This is a genomic window from Vibrio albus (genome assembly GCF_003144035.1).
Taxonomy (GTDB): Bacteria; Pseudomonadota; Gammaproteobacteria; order Enterobacterales; family Vibrionaceae; genus Vibrio; species Vibrio albus.
Genome location: NZ_QFWT01000012.1, coordinates 12502 through 30216, shown reverse-complemented (window position 1 = coordinate 30216; position 17715 = coordinate 12502). Strand labels below are relative to the sequence as shown.

The 17715-nt window shown below is 48.7% G+C and carries 12 protein-coding genes and 1 pseudogene; 8 read left to right on the top strand and 5 right to left on the bottom strand.

The annotated features are described in order from the left end of the window. Window positions 1-20: 20 nt before the first annotated feature. The gene (locus DI392_RS17640) at window positions 21-1238 is read right to left on the bottom strand and encodes a multifunctional CCA addition/repair protein (protein ID WP_109321013.1); all 1218 of its coding nucleotides are present in this window, start codon (window positions 1236-1238) and stop codon (window positions 21-23) included. 118 nt (window positions 1239-1356) lie between these two features. Here DI392_RS17640 and DI392_RS17635 point away from each other — a divergent pair. Continuing rightward, window positions 1357-3069, top strand: a pseudogene (locus DI392_RS17635) (AAA family ATPase); the annotation flags it as partial. Window positions 3070-3105: 36 nt separating this feature from the next. Next, window positions 3106-3612: a general secretion pathway protein GspB gene (locus DI392_RS19970; RefSeq protein ID WP_342749709.1), complete on the top strand. Its 507-nt coding sequence runs from the start codon at window positions 3106-3108 to the stop codon at window positions 3610-3612. Window positions 3613-3681: 69 nt separating this feature from the next. Here the strand turns inward: DI392_RS19970 and DI392_RS17630 are convergent, their stop codons facing one another. From DI392_RS17630 to DI392_RS17620, 3 genes are all read right to left on the bottom strand, one after another. Then, on the bottom strand, window positions 3682-4296 hold the full coding sequence (locus DI392_RS17630) for a TIGR04211 family SH3 domain-containing protein (RefSeq protein ID WP_109321011.1): 615 nt from the start codon (window positions 4294-4296) through the stop codon (window positions 3682-3684). A 209-nt stretch (window positions 4297-4505) separates the two neighbouring features. Then, window positions 4506-5765 carry an inorganic phosphate transporter gene (locus tag DI392_RS17625; RefSeq protein ID WP_109321010.1) on the bottom strand — a complete coding sequence of 420 codons (1260 nt, stop codon included), beginning with the start codon at window positions 5763-5765 and terminating at the stop codon, window positions 4506-4508. Between the two features lie 122 nt (window positions 5766-5887). Beyond that, window positions 5888-6568, bottom strand: coding sequence for a TIGR00153 family protein (locus DI392_RS17620; protein WP_109321009.1), 681 nt, complete (start codon window positions 6566-6568; stop codon window positions 5888-5890). A gap of 253 nt (window positions 6569-6821) precedes the next feature. Here DI392_RS17620 and DI392_RS17615 point away from each other — a divergent pair, with 253 nt between their 5' ends. The 4 genes from DI392_RS17615 to hldE all read left to right on the top strand — a co-directional run bounded on the left by DI392_RS17615 (window position 6822) and on the right by hldE (window position 14909). After that, window positions 6822-8339 (top strand): CYTH and CHAD domain-containing protein, encoded by a 1518-nt coding sequence (locus DI392_RS17615; RefSeq protein WP_109321008.1) that lies wholly within the window; start codon window positions 6822-6824, stop codon window positions 8337-8339. Between the two features lie 461 nt (window positions 8340-8800). After that, the gene (locus DI392_RS17610; RefSeq protein WP_109321065.1) at window positions 8801-10399 is read left to right on the top strand and encodes a methyl-accepting chemotaxis protein; all 1599 of its coding nucleotides are present in this window, start codon (window positions 8801-8803) and stop codon (window positions 10397-10399) included. Between the two features lie 131 nt (window positions 10400-10530). Further along, window positions 10531-13377 (top strand): bifunctional [glutamate--ammonia ligase]-adenylyl-L-tyrosine phosphorylase/[glutamate--ammonia-ligase] adenylyltransferase, encoded by a 2847-nt coding sequence (gene glnE / locus DI392_RS17605; protein ID WP_109321007.1) that lies wholly within the window; start codon window positions 10531-10533, stop codon window positions 13375-13377. A gap of 101 nt (window positions 13378-13478) precedes the next feature. Beyond that, window positions 13479-14909, top strand: a complete 1431-nt coding sequence (gene hldE / locus DI392_RS17600; RefSeq protein ID WP_109321006.1) for a bifunctional D-glycero-beta-D-manno-heptose-7-phosphate kinase/D-glycero-beta-D-manno-heptose 1-phosphate adenylyltransferase HldE — start codon at window positions 13479-13481, stop codon at window positions 14907-14909. Between the two features lie 117 nt (window positions 14910-15026). Here the strand turns inward: hldE and tolC are convergent, their stop codons facing one another. Beyond that, window positions 15027-16337, bottom strand: a complete 1311-nt coding sequence (gene tolC / locus DI392_RS17595) for an outer membrane channel protein TolC (protein ID WP_109321005.1) — start codon at window positions 16335-16337, stop codon at window positions 15027-15029. 257 nt (window positions 16338-16594) lie between these two features. Here tolC and nudF point away from each other — a divergent pair, with 257 nt between their 5' ends. Next, on the top strand, window positions 16595-17209 hold the full coding sequence (nudF, locus tag DI392_RS17590; RefSeq protein WP_109321004.1) for an ADP-ribose diphosphatase: 615 nt from the start codon (window positions 16595-16597) through the stop codon (window positions 17207-17209). Next, on the top strand, window positions 17194-17634 hold the full coding sequence (locus DI392_RS17585; RefSeq protein ID WP_109321003.1) for a DUF1249 family protein: 441 nt from the start codon (window positions 17194-17196) through the stop codon (window positions 17632-17634). The genes nudF and DI392_RS17585 overlap by 16 nt, the downstream gene beginning before the upstream one ends. Window positions 17635-17715: the final 81 nt, after the last annotated feature.

Here is a 17715-nt window from a genome sequence, read left to right as displayed (position 1 = left end):
TAGTCTCTAGTCTCTAGTCTCTAGTCTCTAGTCTCTGCAATCGCTGCAACTCTGCGCCGGTCCAGCTCTTCCCGTATCGCTTTGCCTTTAAACCCATCGGCAATCACCTCCTGAACCTCCACCTTAATGGCCGCGTCAAATGCAGCCTCGATTAATGCCCTTTGTGGGTAAGGTTTGTCCTCACAGCCTTTTCTGCCCTGATGGTCGGCAACACAGCAGAGCAGCAGTTGCTGAAGTCGTTCCGGTCTTCTCCACAGATCCAGTTGATTGAAAATCTTCAGTATCGTCGCCGGTCTCAGCTCGGCGGCCCGGTGAATATTGGTATGTTGGGCGCAGACAGCGAGAGCCAGGTCCCGGTATTCATTGGGCACCCTCACCCGTTCACACAAGGATTTAATTTCAGCCAGTCCATGCTGCCCGTGCATCTTATGGCTGGGCCATTCTGACTCGGGGGTAAGTCCCTTACCCAGGTCATGCAACTGGGCCGCAAAGCGAACTTGTAGAGAGTCGGCCAGTTTGGCGGCTTGCTGGGCCACCATAAGGGTATGGACACCAGTGTCGATTTCCGGGTGCCACTGTTCTGGCTGCGGGACGCCGAACAGACGGTCAATTTCAGGCAGTACAACGGCTAGCGCGCCGCAATCCCGTAATACCGAAAGGAAAACATCCGGCCTTGGTGTGGTCAGAGATTTCTGCCACTCCTGCCATACCCTTTCCTGTGTCAGGTGCTGCAGTTCGCCTGAATCGACGATGCGGCGCATCAGGTTCAGTGTCTCCGGGGCGATGATAAAATGAAGGTCGGCAAGCTTAGCTGCAAAACGGGCCACCCGCAGCACGCGCAGAGGATCTTCCACAAATGCCTCCGAAACATGACGAAGGATCCGTAGATCCAGGTCCTGTTTTCCGTGATAAGGATCGATCAGATCGCCGTTTTCGTTTTCCGCCAGTGCGTTAATGGTCAGATCCCGGCGCAGCAGATCTTCTTCCAGTGTGACGTCCGGGGAGAAAAAACAGTCAAAGCCTTTATATCCAGAACCGGTTTTACGTTCAGTTCTGGCAAGGGCATATTCCTCATGAGTTTCAGGGTGTAGAAAAACAGGAAACTCTTTTCCCACCGGCTGATACCGGCGGGCCAGCATTTCCTCTGGTGTGGCTCCCACAACCAGCCAGTCATTATCGTAATTGGGAATGCCAAGCAGTTTGTCCCGTACCGCTCCACCGACAAGATAGATTTTCACCCTATACCTCTTATATTGATTGCTCTGCGCACAATAATCATCAAATTCTTTACATTCTACCAGCCAATGGTACTTTTCTTTAAGGTGTATGTAGCGGAAAGCTTAAAGAGACCAGTGAATGTATAAAGATTATTTTGGGTTTGTCGAGAAGCCGTTTTCCATTGTGCCCAGTGCCAGATACTTGTTCCTTAGTGCCCGTCATCGGGAAGCCATGGCTCATCTTCAGGCGGGCTTAGGAGATGGCGGCGGGTTTGCGATGTTAACCGGAGAGGTTGGCACCGGGAAAACGACGGTGTCCAAAGCGATGCTGGCGTCTCTGGATGGTAGCGTCAGAGCCGGGCTGATTCTGAATCCGACATTTTCTGATACCGATTTACTGGAAGCGATATGTGATGAATTTGCTGTCGATTACCCTCCACAGGCTACGCTAAAGCAACTGACACAGGCGATTCATCAGTACCTTTTGCATAACCATTCCTGTGGGATCCAGACACTATTACTGATCGACGAAGCACAACATCTTTCCGCACAGGTGCTGGAGCAATTACGTCTGCTGACCAACTTTGAGACCGACACACAAAAGCTCTTAAAAGTGTTGCTGGTGGGGCAGCCGGAATTGCAGCAGAAACTGCAGACTGTGGAACTGCGCCAACTGGCTCAGCGGATTACCGGTCGCTACCATCTGCTGCCCCTGAGTCCCGAAGAAGTGACAGACTATATTGGATTCCGGTTGCGGACATCCGGCTGTGATAAGTCTTTATTTACTTCCCGGGCGATAAAGATTATTGCCCGCCAGAGCCAGGGCGTACCCCGCCTGATTAACCTGGTGTGTGACAAAGCACTGCAATACGCCTGCTATGCCAGTGAATCTCGGGTGTCACCTGCTCTGGCTGAAAAAGCATGTCAGGATGTTCTGTCCTTTCAGGCTCCAGCTGCAGGCTCTCGTCAGCCAGAAAACAATCGTTCTCGCTGGCCGGTCATGTCGGCGCTGACAGCTGCAATCATACTGGCTGGAGGAGGTTACTACTTTACGCAACAGTCATACCGCACAGAGCCTGTACAACCGCCGTTGATGGTACAAACTGAGGCTGAATCTGCGGTTGATCCGGTATCACCGCCAGCCGAGCCTGACAGCGTCCCGGAGGAAGAACCGGATCTGGTCGTCGACGTTCAACCGGTTAAGTCAGAACCGCCTGCTCCGGTGCTGCCGGCAGAGCCAGAAGAACATCAGGAAAAAATGACGGACGAACCGGAACTGGCGCAGTTTGTTCGTCATAGTGTCAGTGAGACGGATGCGATGCTGGCTTTGTATCAGCAATGGGGCGTTCAGGCTTCGGTGCTGGATGCTGCGTGCTCTGTGGCCGGGAGCTTTCCGTATATTTGTGAGAGGCGAACCGGATCGCTGACCGAGGTTAAGGAAGCAAACCGTCCGGTAATATTGACGGTCGACTATAATGGCACAACCGCGTACCCAGTGCTGTATGCGGTCGGTCGTGAACAGGCGGAGCTAATCAATTTCAGTGAGCGGATCAGCGTGCCGCTCAGTTGGCTGGAAAAACACTGGTCAGGAGAGTTTCAGCTGTTGTGGCGCAGTCACATTCAGCCGGTGCTTAAGTCCGGAAGCCGAGGTGATGTGGTACAGATGCTGGATGACAGACTGGCTGATGCTCTGGGCTCCCAGCCGTTGCAAACCCGGATATTTAATTCTGGACTAAAGCTGAGGGTTGAGGCATTTCAGCGTTGGCAGCGCCTGAGTGTTGACGGGATTGTCGGGCGTGAGACATTGCGGGTGCTGTACCGACTGACCGATACGGATGCTCCACAGCTTCAGGACGTCATTTCAGAGCATTCAGATCCGTCCGGGAGCATGATGATGCTGACTTACCCTGAATCAGGGCCTCTTATTGCTTTGTCAGCGTTGAAAGTGCCGGACAAACAGGTTATTGATGTTCAGCCGGTACAGACCACCGTTAGCCAGCTGGTGAGCGGGAAGAAGCCAGTGCCTGAATGGCAACTGGACGAGCTGGACCTGAGTGAATTGTCTCCGGAACTGGCACAGCGGGTAGAAAATGCATTGCAACCAGAAAGTACAGGGCAGCGTGAAGACGAGCCTGTCAGACCAGAACAGAAAATAGTCAAGCTGGAAGAAAGACAGAGTGATCTGACAGGACGGTTGCCAGCGATGGATTTGCAGACGCATATGTATTCAAGCAGTGCAGAGGGTCGCTGGGTGAAAATTAATGGTCAGGAGTTACACGAAGGAGACTGGCTGGACGATCAGGTTCAGCTATTAAGCATTTCTCCACGTAATATCGTGGTGAGGTTTGGCGGGCAGCAGATTGAAATTCCGGCTCTGTATGAGTGGGAAGGATAGTTGATTGCCTGATCTTGGGGATTAAAAAAGCCACCGGCATTAAGTCAGGTGGCTTTTTATTATGAATAGTTATGCCCAGCCGTTAGGGGATTTCTTACGACGTGGGATAATGTGTGGCAGGATCAGACCGAACAGCAGGCCACCACCAGCGACACCACCACCATACATAAAGTATTTCAGCAGCAGATCTTCTTTTTGCGTGTCAAGACGGGCACGCAACTCTCGGATCTCGGTTTGGGACTCCGTTAATTGAGCACTGATGTCGGTATAGCTTTCTTCCAGCTCTGCAATTTGTTTGTTGCGTGAATCCAGAGAAGAAACCAGCCCTGCTTGTTCCTGATCGGCTTGTTCCTGAGCATGAGCTAACTGTTGTCTGACATCCTTCAGCTCTTTTTCCAGGATCGGTAATCGAACCGCCATACTGGCCTGACGGGTAACAAATTTACTCTGTACCCAGCCTTTGCGTCCTTTAGGGTCGACGACTTCACTGTAGCCGGTTTCCTTATCGACGTTGGTCAGAGTGATTTTATCGCCGGCATTGACACTGCCGATAATACGAAACTTATTACTTGGACCTGAATGCATATAGGTGAATAAGTTGTCGGAAACATAATACTGGGGAGCGGCAAAGGCTCCGGGCACAAGCAGGCAGATAAATACCGCCAAAGAGAACAGTTTTTTCACAGTGCATCCTTTAACAATTATTGTCGTGAAATCTGGTGGTGTTCAAATGCTCCCTTCTTGTTGATGGAGAGGAATGAACTTTTACTGAAAAGCATAGTAAAAAGTTTCTCAGCTTGGTGCAACTAGAGAGGGGGAGCTAAGCTCCCCCTCATTCTAATATTCTGCCAATACTGACACAGATTTTACATTAATCAGGAGAATCATACTTATTATACAAACAGGCTTTGCATAATGTAGAAGAAAATGACGGCCAGTAATGCACCGGCTGGCAGGGTTACCACCCATGAAGCCACGATATTTCGAACGACACCCATATTCAGTGCGGCGATACCACGGGCAAAGCCAACGCCGAGTACCGCACCAACCAGAGTCTGAGTCGTTGAAATTGGCAGGCCGGTACCAGAAGCCAGAACCACGGTACAGGCTGTTGCCAACTGAGCGGCGAAGCCACGGCTTGGTGTTAATTCGGTGATACCTGTACCAACGGTAGCCATTACTTTATGGCCCATGGTAGCCAGACCAACCACGATGCCCAGGCCACCAAGCGGCAGGATCCACCAGGCAATACTACTTTTAGCCGTGATTTCACCCATGTTCTGAACGGTTGATACCACAGCAGAAAGAGGGCCAATTGCGTTCGCTACATCGTTAGAGCCGTGCGCGAATGCCATAGCACAGGCGGTAATAACCATCAGGACGCTGAAGATCTTTTCGACGCCGGCAAATCCACGGTCATCCGCTTTTTGGGAGAATTTCATCTGGATGTAGATATAGCCACCAACCATTACAATCGCAGAGACGATTGCTGACCATACCCAGGCTTCAGGGGTGGTAAGGTGCAGGCCAACATGCTTCAGCCCCTTTTTGATTGTCACCAGGGCAATAACCAGAGTGGTGATAAACATATAGACCGGCACAAAGCGTTTAGCGTTCAGGAGTGGGGTTTCCGTATCGAAAATCAGGCGCTGGGCACTGACAAAGATAAGATACGCAAACAGGCCTGAAATAACAGGAGTAATGATCCAACTGCCAACAATACCCTGTACGGAGCCCCAGTCAACGGCTTCTGTGCCGACAGAGACACAGGCGAAACCGATAATGGCACCGATGATAGAGTGAGTGGTGGAAACGGGCCAGCCCATAAAGGAGGCCAGAAGCAGCCATGTGCCGGCAGCAAGAAGCGCAGACAGCATGCCGTAAATCAGTATGTCTGGTTGGTCGACAAACAGAGAGGTTTCAATCACGCCTTTACGGATCGTGTCTGTCACCTCACCACCGGCAAGATAAGCACCGGCAAATTCGAAGATCATCGCAATAACGATAGCTTGTTTAACCGTCAGGGCTTTGGAACCTACAGAGGTACCCATCGCGTTGGCAACATCGTTTGCACCAATACCGATTGCCATTAAAAAGCCAAATATCGCAGCAGCAAAAATAATCACTGTGCCGTAGTTTGCAAGGATATCCATGGTAATACCTAGTTGTTGGATAACAAAATCAGAAAACGAAAACGCACAAAAACACTTTGAAGCTAACCTTTTTGAAGTTAGCTTCAAAGTCTACAGTACGTTTTATGTTTTCTCCGGATTAATTAAGAGCGGGCAAGCATCATTTCTAGTCGTGAGCCTACGCGCTGAGCCTGGTCGGCAATAGCACCAACCCACTCTAGAATTTTGTATAAGAAAATGACATCTATCGGATTATATTCGGATTCGATAGCCATCAGCATCTGACGAAGTTCGATCTGCATCGCATCTGTATCATCTTCGATTTCGTCCAGTTGATGGATCATTTCAGCAACAAGTGTTACTTCCCGTCCCCGGAATCCGGTCTCTAGCAATTCATCCAGTTCACTGATCACTTTTTGCGCTTGAGCGGAGGCATCGAGACAGCGCTTAACATAGGCGATAAATTTTTCGTGAATAGGTTCGGGAATAGCGAGCTGACGGCCGATGACTCGACCGGCAATATCTTTGGCAAGGTTGGCCAGCTTGTCCTGTTGAGTGAGAAGACTCAACAAGTCAGTGCGACTGACCGGCATAAACAGACCACTAGGTAACTTAAGACGGATTTCACGTTTAAGCACATCAGCGTCTCTCTCCAGTTGAGAGATCGTTGCACGGATTTCTTCCGCCTTGGTCCAGTCACCTTCATGACAGGCTTCAAAAAAGCCGATTAGGTGAGAGCAGCATTCATTTACGCACACAACGTGGCGTTGCAAAGGTTTGATAGGGGACTTTGCGAACAACCCCATAATGGTATTTACTGGCATGGTCAAAACCTAAAACTATAACCTTAAAAATAACAGTCACACTTTGGTGAAATGTTGTGCGATGGCTATAAAGGTGCGCATGGTAACCGAATCAATCCATCTTTAAAACTGTTTTAGATCATGTATAAGGGTTTTTATTGTTTATAACTGGCTCTGCCGGGGGGCAATTTTGTGTGGATAAACCGATTTCAACTCTTGCCCAGATATAAATTAGGCAATATGCTGTTGCCATTGTCCCTAAAAGGTAGAACAGATGGAAACCGAGATAGAACTGAAGTTTTTTGTATCACCTGATTTTTCAGAACAACTAAAGACAAAAATCGCCGACACTAAAATTCTTCAGCACAGTTGCAGAGATCTTGGTAACACTTATTTTGATACTTCTGACAACTGGTTGCGGCAGCATGATATCGGTTTGCGTATACGCCGTTTTGACGATGTGTTTGTTCAGACGGTAAAAACGTCTGGTCGTGTTGTTGCCGGTTTACATCAGAGGCCGGAGTTTAATGCCGAGCATACGAGTAACTCTCCTGACCTATCCCTTCACCCGGCCGATATCTGGCCCTACGGTAAAACTCCCGAAGAACTGCAATCTGAACTTATTCCCCTGTTTTCAACTAATTTTACCCGTGAGCAATGGCTGATCGGTATGCCGGATGGTAGTCAGATCGAAGTTGCTTTTGATCACGGACATGTCGTGGCCGGTGAAAAGGAAGAACCGATTGCCGAGGTAGAGCTGGAACTTAAATCCGGACAGACAGAATCCCTGTTTACTCTGGCCAGAACCATTATTGAAGGTGGGGGAATGCGTCTGGGTAACCTGAGTAAAGCGGCCCGAGGTTATCGTCTGGCTCAGGGGTATGAGGGCGATCGCATCGAAGAATTACCTCTGGTGGCGACAGACAGTAACGATACGGTAGAAAGCTGTTTTATCAAATCTCTGGAACACGCGCTTTCTCACTGGCATTACCATGAGCAGATATTTTTTGAACGCGACTCTCTGGAGGCATTAAGGGAAATCAGTAATGCCATTTCCTTTATCCGACAGATACTGACGGTATTTGGCGGTATTGTACCCAGACGGGCCAGTGCTATTCTGCGTCAGGAATTAAAATGGCTGGAGCAGGAGCTTAGCTGGCACAAAACCGCTAATTACCTGGACAGTCTTTGTGAAGATAAAGGGCATGTGCTGCGCAAACTGGATGCTCGTAAATGGCTGGTGAAACAACTTACAGAGCAGAGAGAAAATTTACCATCCAGAGAGCAGAGTATTACTTTGCTTCAATCCGCACGGTATGCCGGATTATTGCTGGATCTGAGCCGTTGGCTTCTATCGCGTGGGTGGCAACCGTTTCTGGATGAAAAAGCCAGAAATAAAATGGCTAAGCCGATTCGTCGTTTTTCAGAGAAACAGCTTGATCGATCCTGGGCTGAGTTACTGGAATCTTTCCCTCCGGAGAAGCCACTGACGCGGCAGGAATACGTCGATCAGGAGTATCGCCTGATGCGCAATATGTACACGGGGGTTTGCTTTGCTTCTCTTTATGAAGAGGAAAGCAGGGAAGCTTTCCGGATGCCCTGGTCGGATCTTCTCCAGGGTATTGATGACCTGTTGATATTATCTCCATTGCAGCAATTGGTTGATGAACTGGAAGAAGATGAACGCAAGCAACTGGAAAAGTGGCTGACCCGGCAGGAAGGTTCCATATTACATGCCATGGAACAGACCAGAGTGATTGGACTGGAAGCGCAACCTTACTGGACAGCGTAACCAAAGCAGGAATAAGGAAACAATATTCAGGGAGAAACCGCTGGTTTTCTCCCTTTTTTTGTATGTGTATATTTTTATGTGTTTAAAGGTTGTATTTTTCTTTATAGCTCATTGTTCTTCAGGATATGGCAAGAATTGACTTTAAGTGGGAGATAGCTCTAATCGTGGATAAAAGTACTTCAGTAAACTGTATTCAAGTCGATAATAGTTAGAGCTCTCTGGTTTACCGCTTTGCAGACGGTATGCAGAGATCACAAATACGGATAAGAATCGACAGAATAGTGAGATTAGACTCAGTTGAGAGGCATTGTTTTGATATGATGTCTTTTCATACGAGGCTCGAAATAAATAGAACGCAAACAACGCAGTTGTACATTTTCGCTTGCATGGTCATGGTATGGCTAAGCCGTATCATTCATAGATGTAAAGCTGTTTGAGGTTGGAAAAGTGGAGAATAGATGATGGCAGGTATGCAAATAAAGCCATGGGAAAGAATTATTACTGATGTTCGCCTGGTTCCTAAGCTGATTATTTTGATGGTATTCAGTAGCTTGGTTCTGGTTGGCAAGCAATTATGGGATGCTCATACCTTCTATCACTCTGTGGTAATGGTGCAGAAAGATCAGGCACGAGATATTTCTCTGGCGCAAGCTAAGTTTCTGGATAACGTTTTGCTGAACAGCAAAGAGAAAACACTGGCTGAAAGAGCATTCTCTGATATCACCGGAGAAAATGATAAACAGCACTACTCCTATCTTATCCAGCTGGACAGTGGCAAAGTGGTTGGATTGCCGGGCGTCTCCTCTATTAATGATCTTAAGAGAACCACCACTGACGGGCAGTCAGTTTCCCAGATCATCAATAACCTTACATCGGATGTTGGTTTTGTTCTGGAAGGTGGGAAGCGCTTTGAACATGGTGCGAAACTTAAGGCCGCTGACTGGGTGGTTGTTGCCTCGCAAAATGAAGCCGTTGCTCAGTCTCACTATGACAGTTATATCGTTGAGGTTATCTGGCAAACGGTACTTATGATCGTGATGTTCCTGGCTATTTTGTTCTTAGCGGCTTCTATTATGCTTCGCCAGACAAAGTATGTCGGAAGCAGTATTCAGAACATGGCGAACCGAGATTTATCCAACCCGATAGAAATGGACTGTAAAGATGAATACGGTGATCTGGCTCGTGAGCTGGAAAGTACCCGTGCTCAGCTACAGGATATGATCAAGGCTCAGCTTAGTTCGTCGGAAGAACTCTCAGCCCTGACGGAAGTTATGACCCTGAGTATGTCGGAAACAAAAGAGTCTGCTCAGGAAGAATTTGCCGAAATTGACCAGTTAGCTACCGCCATGAGTGAGATGACGTCAACGGTTCAGACCGTGGCCGAACATGCACAGAATGCGTCATCAGTCACAGAAAGTGCTTCTGAGCAGGCAAGAACCGGTCAGCAGTTTGTGCAGAACAGTGTCAGCAAAATGAATGAGCTTTCTACGGATATAGCGGAGTCTGCCGGGGCAGTGAACCAGGTGGAAGAGCGTGTAGAAGCTATCGGTAGCGTTGTCGGTACCATTCAGGGTATCTCTGAACAAACTAACCTTCTGGCTCTGAACGCGGCGATTGAGGCTGCGCGTGCCGGTGAAGCCGGACGTGGTTTCGCGGTGGTTGCGGATGAAGTGCGTAATCTGGCTCAGCGGACACAGTCAGCTACGGTAGAGATTCAGGAAATGATTTCTCAGCTTCAGGCGAGTGCCAGCTCTGCGGTTGAACTGATGGAGAAGAGCGTTGTAGAAGCCGCAGAAGGCGTGGAACTGGTAAACAATGCCGGTATCGAACTGGATGGTATTGTTGCACAAGTTGAACAAATTAATGATATGAACTTCCAGATCGCAACGGCGGCAGGTGAACAGAGCAGTGTGGCGGAAGAAATGAACCAGAACCTGACCAATGTTCGAGAACTGGTGGAAGCATCCGTAACCGTTGTGACAGAACTTCTGGAAACTTCTGAAGTGATGCAGAGTAATGCGGAAGAGCTGGATAAGAAGATTCAATCCTTCAAGATCTGATTCACGACGCCATCATTCTCATTAAAGAAACATCAAGCAGAACGCCCGCTCTATTTTAGCGGGCGTTTTTTATTGCTAAGGTACTATTATTTATACAAGTATACTCACTTGTACCTACTCAGGAATGTTGCATGTCATTACCAGAAATATTACAAGCAGAAGCGACAGCGGCTTTTAACCAGCTTAATCCACAAGCGCAGCAATCGATACAGACCTGGCCGGAATTCCGGCTGGAGCAGTTACATCAGGTGCTGGGGCTTAGCGTATTTATTCGGGAAGCGTTTAACCGGAACGCCACCTTGGCTGAAGAGCTTCCGGCTATGCTGGAGAAAACAGACCGGGCGGAAGGTTACCGGCGGGAGCTGAAACAGCGGTTGGATAGTTGTCCCGATGAAGCCACCGGTCTTCGGCTGCTCAGGGAATTCCGTTGTCGCGAGATGGTATGTATAGCGTGGCGGGATTTTCTGGGTGAATGGGAACTGGAAGAGAGCCTCAGGCATCTGTCAGAGCTGGCCGAAGCCATGATTTTTGAAACGTATCAGTGGCTGTATCAGGCATGTTGTCAGGAGTGGGGGACACCCTGTAATGAACAAGGCGAGCCTCAACCCATGTTGATCATTGGTATGGGTAAGTTGGGTGGGGGGGAACTGAACTTCTCATCCGATATCGATTTGATCTTTACCTACCCGGAAAATGGTGAAACTCAGGGAGCACGCCGTAGTATTGCCAATGCACAGTTTTTTACCCGTCTGGGCCAACGCATTATTAAGGCGCTCGATCAACAGACTCTGGATGGGTTCTGTTATCGGGTTGATATGCGGTTAAGGCCGTTTGGTGAAAGTGGCCCTTTGGTCATGAGTTATGCTGCGATTGAGGATTATTATCAGGAGCAGGGGCGTGACTGGGAACGTTATGCCATGGTCAAAGCGCGGGTGATGGGCCGTGAGATGTATCCTGAGTATCAGCAGCTTCGGCAGATGCTGCGACCATTTGTTTTCCGACGCTATATTGATTTTAGTGCCATTCAGTCTCTGAGGCGGATGAAGTCAATGATTTCCAGTGAAGTGCGACGCAGAGGTCTGCACAACAATATTAAGCTCGGTTCCGGTGGCATAAGAGAAGTGGAATTTATTGCGCAGGTTTTCCAGTTGATTCGTGGAGGCCGGGAGCCGGGTTTGCGCAAACGTGGGCTATTGGAAACCCTTGTATCAATACGGGAACTGGGGTTGATAGATGCCGATGAGGTTGTCGGACTGGAAGAGGCTTACCGTTTTCTGAGAAAACAGGAAAACCTGCTGCAGGCGATGGCAGATAAGCAGACCCAGACGCTGCCAGACTCACCTCTGGAACAGGAAAAACTGGCTTTTGCTATGGGGTTCTCATGCTGGGAAGCTCTGCTTCAGGCAACACAGGAACATATGCGCCATGTTCATAGTGTCTTCGATAAGCTTATTGGTGATGACGATGAGGAATCTGTGGCGGTAGAGCCTCATTTTTCCGAGCTTTGGGATATGGTGCATAAGCCGGAGGTTATTGAGCACATTCTGCTTGAGGATCTTCACAGTGCAGAGGTAACCGCAGATCAAAAAGTGATCACTGACTTTAAGGATGGTTTAGCGAAAAAAACACTGGGCCCCAGAGGACGGGAGGTCCTTAATCGTCTGATGCCGAAAGTCTTTCAAGCCGTGTTTGCTCATAAAGATGCCCGATTTGGATTATCTCGGGTCCTGCATCTGTTGGGTAAAATTGTTACCCGGACAGCATACCTTGAGTTACTAGAAGAAAACCCTTCTGCTCTGACTCAACTGGTGCGGCTTTGCACAGCGAGTCCCATGGTTTCAGAGCAGCTAGGTAAATATCCAATTCTGCTTGATGAGCTGCTTGATCCTAAACAGCTGTATAACCCGGTTCCTCTTGAGTCTTATAAAGTGGAATTAACGGAATATCTGGCCCGGATCCCAGAAGAAGACATGGAACAGCAGCTGGAGGCTCTACGTCAGTTTAAGCAGACCTGTATCCTTCGTATCGCTGCGGCTGACATTGCAGGAGTTCTGCCGGTGATGAAGGTCAGTGATCATTTGACCTATCTGGCTGAAGCCATTGTCGAAGCAGTCATTAACCAGGCATGGCTGCAGGTTCGGGAGAAGTATGGCGAACCGACCCACCTGAAGAACCGGGACGGTCGTGGCTTTGCTGTCATTGGCTATGGCAAAGTTGGCGGCTGGGAGCTGGGGTATAATTCCGATCTTGATCTCGTATTCCTGCACGATTGCCCGGCGGATGTATATACCGATGGTAAGAAAGAAATCGATGGCCGTCAGTTCTACCTGCGTCTGGTACAGAGAATCATTCATATTTTTTCGGTTCGTACTGCCTCAGGCATTCTGTATGAAGTGGATACCCGTTTAAGGCCGTCCGGCGCATCGGGCTTGCTGGCCAGTTCGGCTCAGGCATTTGATGAATACCAACATCAGGAAGCGTGGACCTGGGAGCACCAGGCTCTGGTTCGTGCCAGAGTGCTGTATGGTGATCCGACCCTGAGTAATGCGTTCGCGGATATTCGTCATCGGGTGCTGTGCATTCCTCGAGAAGAGGGCAAGTTGAGACAGGACGTGGTGGATATGCGGGAGAAAATGCGTACTTATCTTGGTGGTAAAAAACCAGGACGTTTTATGCTTAAGCAAGACCTTGGAGGGATCACCGATGTCGAATTTCTCGCCCAGTATTTAGTGCTGAGGTTCAGCGCGGGACACCCAGGATTGACTCGTTGGTCTGACAATGTGCGTATTTTTGAATCCATGCATCAGCACTCAGTGTTAACGGAAGAAGAGAGTCTATCGCTGACGGAGGCTTATACCAGTATTCGTAATGAAATCCATCACCGTAACCTGCTTAATCTTGATGCTGATGTCGATGAATCCCGGTTTGTCGATCAGAGAGCCTGTGTGCAGAAAAACTGGGATAAGTGGTTAGGCTAAACCAATATACGCCTGAAAGATAAACATGGCTGTGCGTCAGTAGTTTAGCCGCCCTTGAGGCTGTGCTAGACTTGGCGCAGCTAACTATTTTGGAGAAAACTATGAAACCGATTCTGCCTGATTACAGTACGTCTGGAGTACTGATTGTTGGCGATGTCATGTTGGACAGATACTGGTATGGTCCAACGGGACGTATTTCACCGGAGGCTCCGGTTCCTGTGGTAAAAGTGGAAGATAATGAGGAGCGTCCAGGCGGAGCGGCAAACGTCGCCATGAATATCGCGGCTCTCGGTGGTCATGCGAGTATTATCGGTTTAACCGGGGAAGATGAACCCGCCAGCGTATTGGCAGAAACGCTGGATTCTTTAAAAGTGAATTGCAACTTTATTGCCCTTCCCGACTACCCAACTATCACGAAGCTAAGAGTAATGAGTCGCGGACAGCAACTTATCCGCCTCGATTTTGAAGATAGGTTTGAGAACATTGATGCCGAATTATTCCTTTCCCGCATGGTTCAGTCACTTCCTCACGTGAAAGCGGTGGTGTTCTCAGATTATGCTAAAGGGGCTCTGGAGCATGTTCAGACGATGATCCAGAAAGCGAAATCGGCTGGTGTGCCGGTGTTTATTGACCCTAAGGGGGCTGACTTTGAGCGTTATCGTGGAGCGACTCTTCTGACGCCGAATATGGCGGAGTTTGAGCTGGTTACCGGTAAGGTGAAGAATGAAGAAGAGCTGATCAGAAAGGGACTGGAACTGATTGAAGCCTATGATTTCGAGGCGCTTCTGGTTACCCGAAGTGAACATGGTATGACGTTACTGCAGCGTGGAAAAGAGCCTTTCCATCTCCCTACCCAGGCCAAAGAAGTCTTTGATGTGACCGGTGCTGGGGATACAGTGATTTCTGTCTTAGCGGCATCGGTAGCGGCCGGAAAAGAGTTGGATGAGGCATGTGCTCTGGCGAATGCGGCAGCGGGTATTGTGGTCGGTAAGCTGGGCACCTCAACGGTATCGACGGTGGAACTGGCGGAAGCCGTGCATGGTAGTAAAGACACCGATTTTGGCATTATTTCGGAAGCTGCCCTGATTGAGGCAGTGAAAAAGGCAAGAGCCAAGGGTGAAAACGTTGTGATGACCAACGGCTGTTTTGACATTTTGCATGCCGGTCATGTGTCTTACCTGAACCATGCGGCTGAGTTAGGCGATCGCCTGATTGTCGCAGTGAATACGGATGAGTCCGTTCGTCGCCTGAAAGGGGCTGGGCGTCCGGTGAACCCGACGGATCGCCGCATGGCCGTATTGGCTGGTTTGGGTGCCGTAGACTGGGTGGTACCATTTAGTGAAGATACGCCGCAGCGTCTGATCTCAGAAGTGCTGCCAAGCCTGTTGGTGAAAGGTGGTGATTATAAGCCGGAAGACATCGCAGGTGGGGCGGAAGTTATCGCGGCTGGTGGCGAAGTTAAGGTACTGAACTTTGAAGATGGCTGCTCGACCACAGAGATTATCGAAGCGATAAAAGGCGGTAAAGGCTAGAAATTAGATCGCTACGCTTCTAGAAACTACAAACCCTAAAAATAAAAAGCCCGCTGGCTTATCAAAACCAGCGGGCTTTATTATGTTCTCTAGTCTCTAGTCTCTAGTCTCTAGTCTCTAACGCGCTGGCTTCAGGCCGGCGTTGATATCCATAATATCCTGTTCACTCAGCGTACCAACAGCCTGGCGCAGGTTCAGAATATTGATGATGTAATCATAACGAGCATTTGACAGGTTACGGTTCGCATCATATAGACTGCGGGTTGAATCCAGTACATCGACGATAGTGCGGGTACCGACTTCAAAGCCTGCTTCTGTTGCTTCCAGTGCCGAACGGGCAGAGACGACAGATTGCTTGTAGGCTTTAATTGTGCCGATACTGGCATTGACGTTGTTCCGGTAGCTGCGTACGGTCTTCAATACGCTTCGGTAGCTTGCCTCAAGCTGCTCGCTGGCTGCCACAAAATTGTATTCCGCCTGCTTTTCCTGAGAAGTCAGGTTGCCACCCGTGTAGAGAGGAATCGTAAGGTTCAGGCCAATATTCGCCACTTCACCATCAAAGTTAGCGCCCGTGCCGCTATCGGTTCTGTCCAGGTGGGTGTAGCCACCATCCAGCGTGAGGGTTGGCAGGTTTCCAGCCTTCGCCAGTTGGATACTGTCTTTGGCAAGGTCTTTACTAATGCGGGCGGTGAGCAAGGTTAGATTTTTCTCCTGAGCCTGGCTGATTAACTGGTTGAGCGAATCAGACGGCGGAGTGGCTGAAAAACGTTTTGTGTCAAGAACGTTCAGGCTTTTGTGTTCTTGCCCGGTAATTTCCCGCAAAGATTCGTAGCTGTTGATCAGGGCATTTTCGCTGATTACTTCACTAGCCAATACACTGTCGTATTGCGCCTGAGCGTCATGAACGTCGGTGATGGCTGAAAGGCCGACTTCAAAGCGCTGCTTGGTTTGTTCAAGCTGACGTTCAACCGCAGCTTTTTCTGCACGAACAAATTCCAGGCTGTCTTGTGCACGCAGTACTTCAAAGTAAGCCGTAGCGACACGCAGGATCAGCTGTTGTTGCGTGGCAGCATAGCTGGCATCTGCCTGGCGAGCTGATTTTTCTGCACTTTCAAGGTTGATCCAACTGGAGCGTTGATACAGAGCCTGAGTAAAAGAGACTCCGGCTTGCAATTGGTTATATTCGTTAGACGGAATATCGCTGCTGTTGTTAATGTCATAACTGGCGGCCAGGTTGATCTGAGGCAACAGAGCACTTTTAGTCGAGGTTACCGCCTCAAATGCTGCACCTTTTTGAGCGGCGGCTCTAAGCAGTGTAGGGTCATTCTCTTTAGCTAGATCGTAGATTTCGGCTAAATCATCAGCGAATACATAAGTGGATGTACTACCCAGAGTGACGCTGATTAATAAAGGAAGCAGTTTTTTCATTTGGCTAGTCCTGCCTGTTGTTCGGTTTAGTATTGGTTAACAGTGTACCTGAAACTGTTGTCTATTTACTCTATCTTTGCCTTTTTTTACATTTAATTGCCCAATTGTGCAATATATTTCTGCGTTATTTAAAAAATAGATAAAGCTTGTTAAAAAAGTTGAGCGTTATCATTGGTAGTCAATACTGACAATGAGTAGAATATTCTTCATAATCCCTTAACGGCAAGCGCAATATTAAAACTCGGGTGGCAAATCGCATGAAACCACAATTTACTTCAGAAGACGTTGAAATCATTTCAAAAGAGCCACTTTTTCAGGGGTTTTTCAGGATGTTGAAGTATTCCTTCCGGCATAAGTTGTTTAATGGTGGTTGGAGTGAAACGTATGACAGGGAAATGTTTGAGCGTGGCCGGGCTGCCGCTTTGCTTCCTTACGATCCGGTAAAAGACACCGTGGTTCTGACAGAGCAGATTCGGGTTGGGGCATTGGAAGATGAAAACCCATGGCAGATTGAAATTGTGGCCGGGATCATGGATAAAAATGAGAACCCGGAAGAACTTGTGCGCCGGGAAGCAGTCGAAGAAGCTGGAGTTGAAGTTAAAGCAGTCGTTCCTGTCACAAGCTATTACCCTTCAGCCGGAGGCTGTAATGAAAGGCTTGATGTGTTTGTTGGTCAGGTCGACTCGACTGGCGTAGACGGCATTCACGGGCTGGAATGTGAAAATGAAGACATCCGGGTTCAGGTTGTGAGTCGTGAAGACGCTTATAACCTGGTTAAGTCGGGTAAAATTGAGAACGGTGCCTCAATAATTGCACTTCAATGGCTGGAATTAAATCATATAGACCTAAAATCGCGATGGCTGAAATCTTGACCGGAAAAGCGTATCACGTTGATCTTGCAGCGCTGATGCGGATTTATGAAACCAATTATGCAAAGCTGAATGCCTTGTTGCCAAGCCGGGCAGGGGTAGGTGATGTACGCTCCTACCAGGTGGCCAGAATGACTTACCAGCTTGAGGTCAGCGAAATAACCAAATACACCACTGTGATTGATGTTAGTCAGAGTGATGAGTCTCCGGTTTTTCCTCTGCCGAAAATGACCGTCAGGTTGTACCACGATGCCAGAGTAGCAGAAGTGTGTGCCAGCGAGCAGATTTCACGGATTAAGGCTCGCTATGATTATCCAAATACTAAAATGATGCAGAAGGACGAAAAATTTCAGCTTAACCAGTTTCTCAGTGACTGGCTGACTTTCTGCTTGCGCCATGGGATCAGTCGTGAGCCTATATTCAGATAAACACGACATTGTAAATTAAAGAAGAATTCAGGTTGACTATGTTGACGTCATCAACAGCTTATACTTACGCGGGGGAGCCCG

Excerpts from the sequence above, each read along its gene's own strand:
- DI392_RS19970 (WP_342749709.1), top strand. The coding sequence starts at position 3,106 with ATGATGATGCTGACTTACCCTGAATCAGGGCCTCTTATTGCTTTGTCA.
- DI392_RS17625 (WP_109321010.1), bottom strand. The coding sequence starts at position 5,765 with ATGGATATCCTTGCAAACTACGGCACAGTGATTATTTTTGCTGCTGCG.
- DI392_RS17620 (WP_109321009.1), bottom strand. The coding sequence starts at position 6,568 with ATGCCAGTAAATACCATTATGGGGTTGTTCGCAAAGTCCCCTATCAAA.
- DI392_RS17615 (WP_109321008.1), top strand. The coding sequence starts at position 6,822 with ATGGAAACCGAGATAGAACTGAAGTTTTTTGTATCACCTGATTTTTCA.
- DI392_RS17610 (WP_109321065.1), top strand. The coding sequence starts at position 8,801 with ATGGCAGGTATGCAAATAAAGCCATGGGAAAGAATTATTACTGATGTT.
- glnE (WP_109321007.1), top strand. The coding sequence starts at position 10,531 with ATGTCATTACCAGAAATATTACAAGCAGAAGCGACAGCGGCTTTTAAC.
- hldE (WP_109321006.1), top strand. The coding sequence starts at position 13,479 with ATGAAACCGATTCTGCCTGATTACAGTACGTCTGGAGTACTGATTGTT.
- tolC (WP_109321005.1), bottom strand. The coding sequence starts at position 16,337 with ATGAAAAAACTGCTTCCTTTATTAATCAGCGTCACTCTGGGTAGTACA.
- nudF (WP_109321004.1), top strand. The coding sequence starts at position 16,595 with ATGAAACCACAATTTACTTCAGAAGACGTTGAAATCATTTCAAAAGAG.
- DI392_RS17585 (WP_109321003.1), top strand. The coding sequence starts at position 17,194 with ATGGCTGAAATCTTGACCGGAAAAGCGTATCACGTTGATCTTGCAGCG.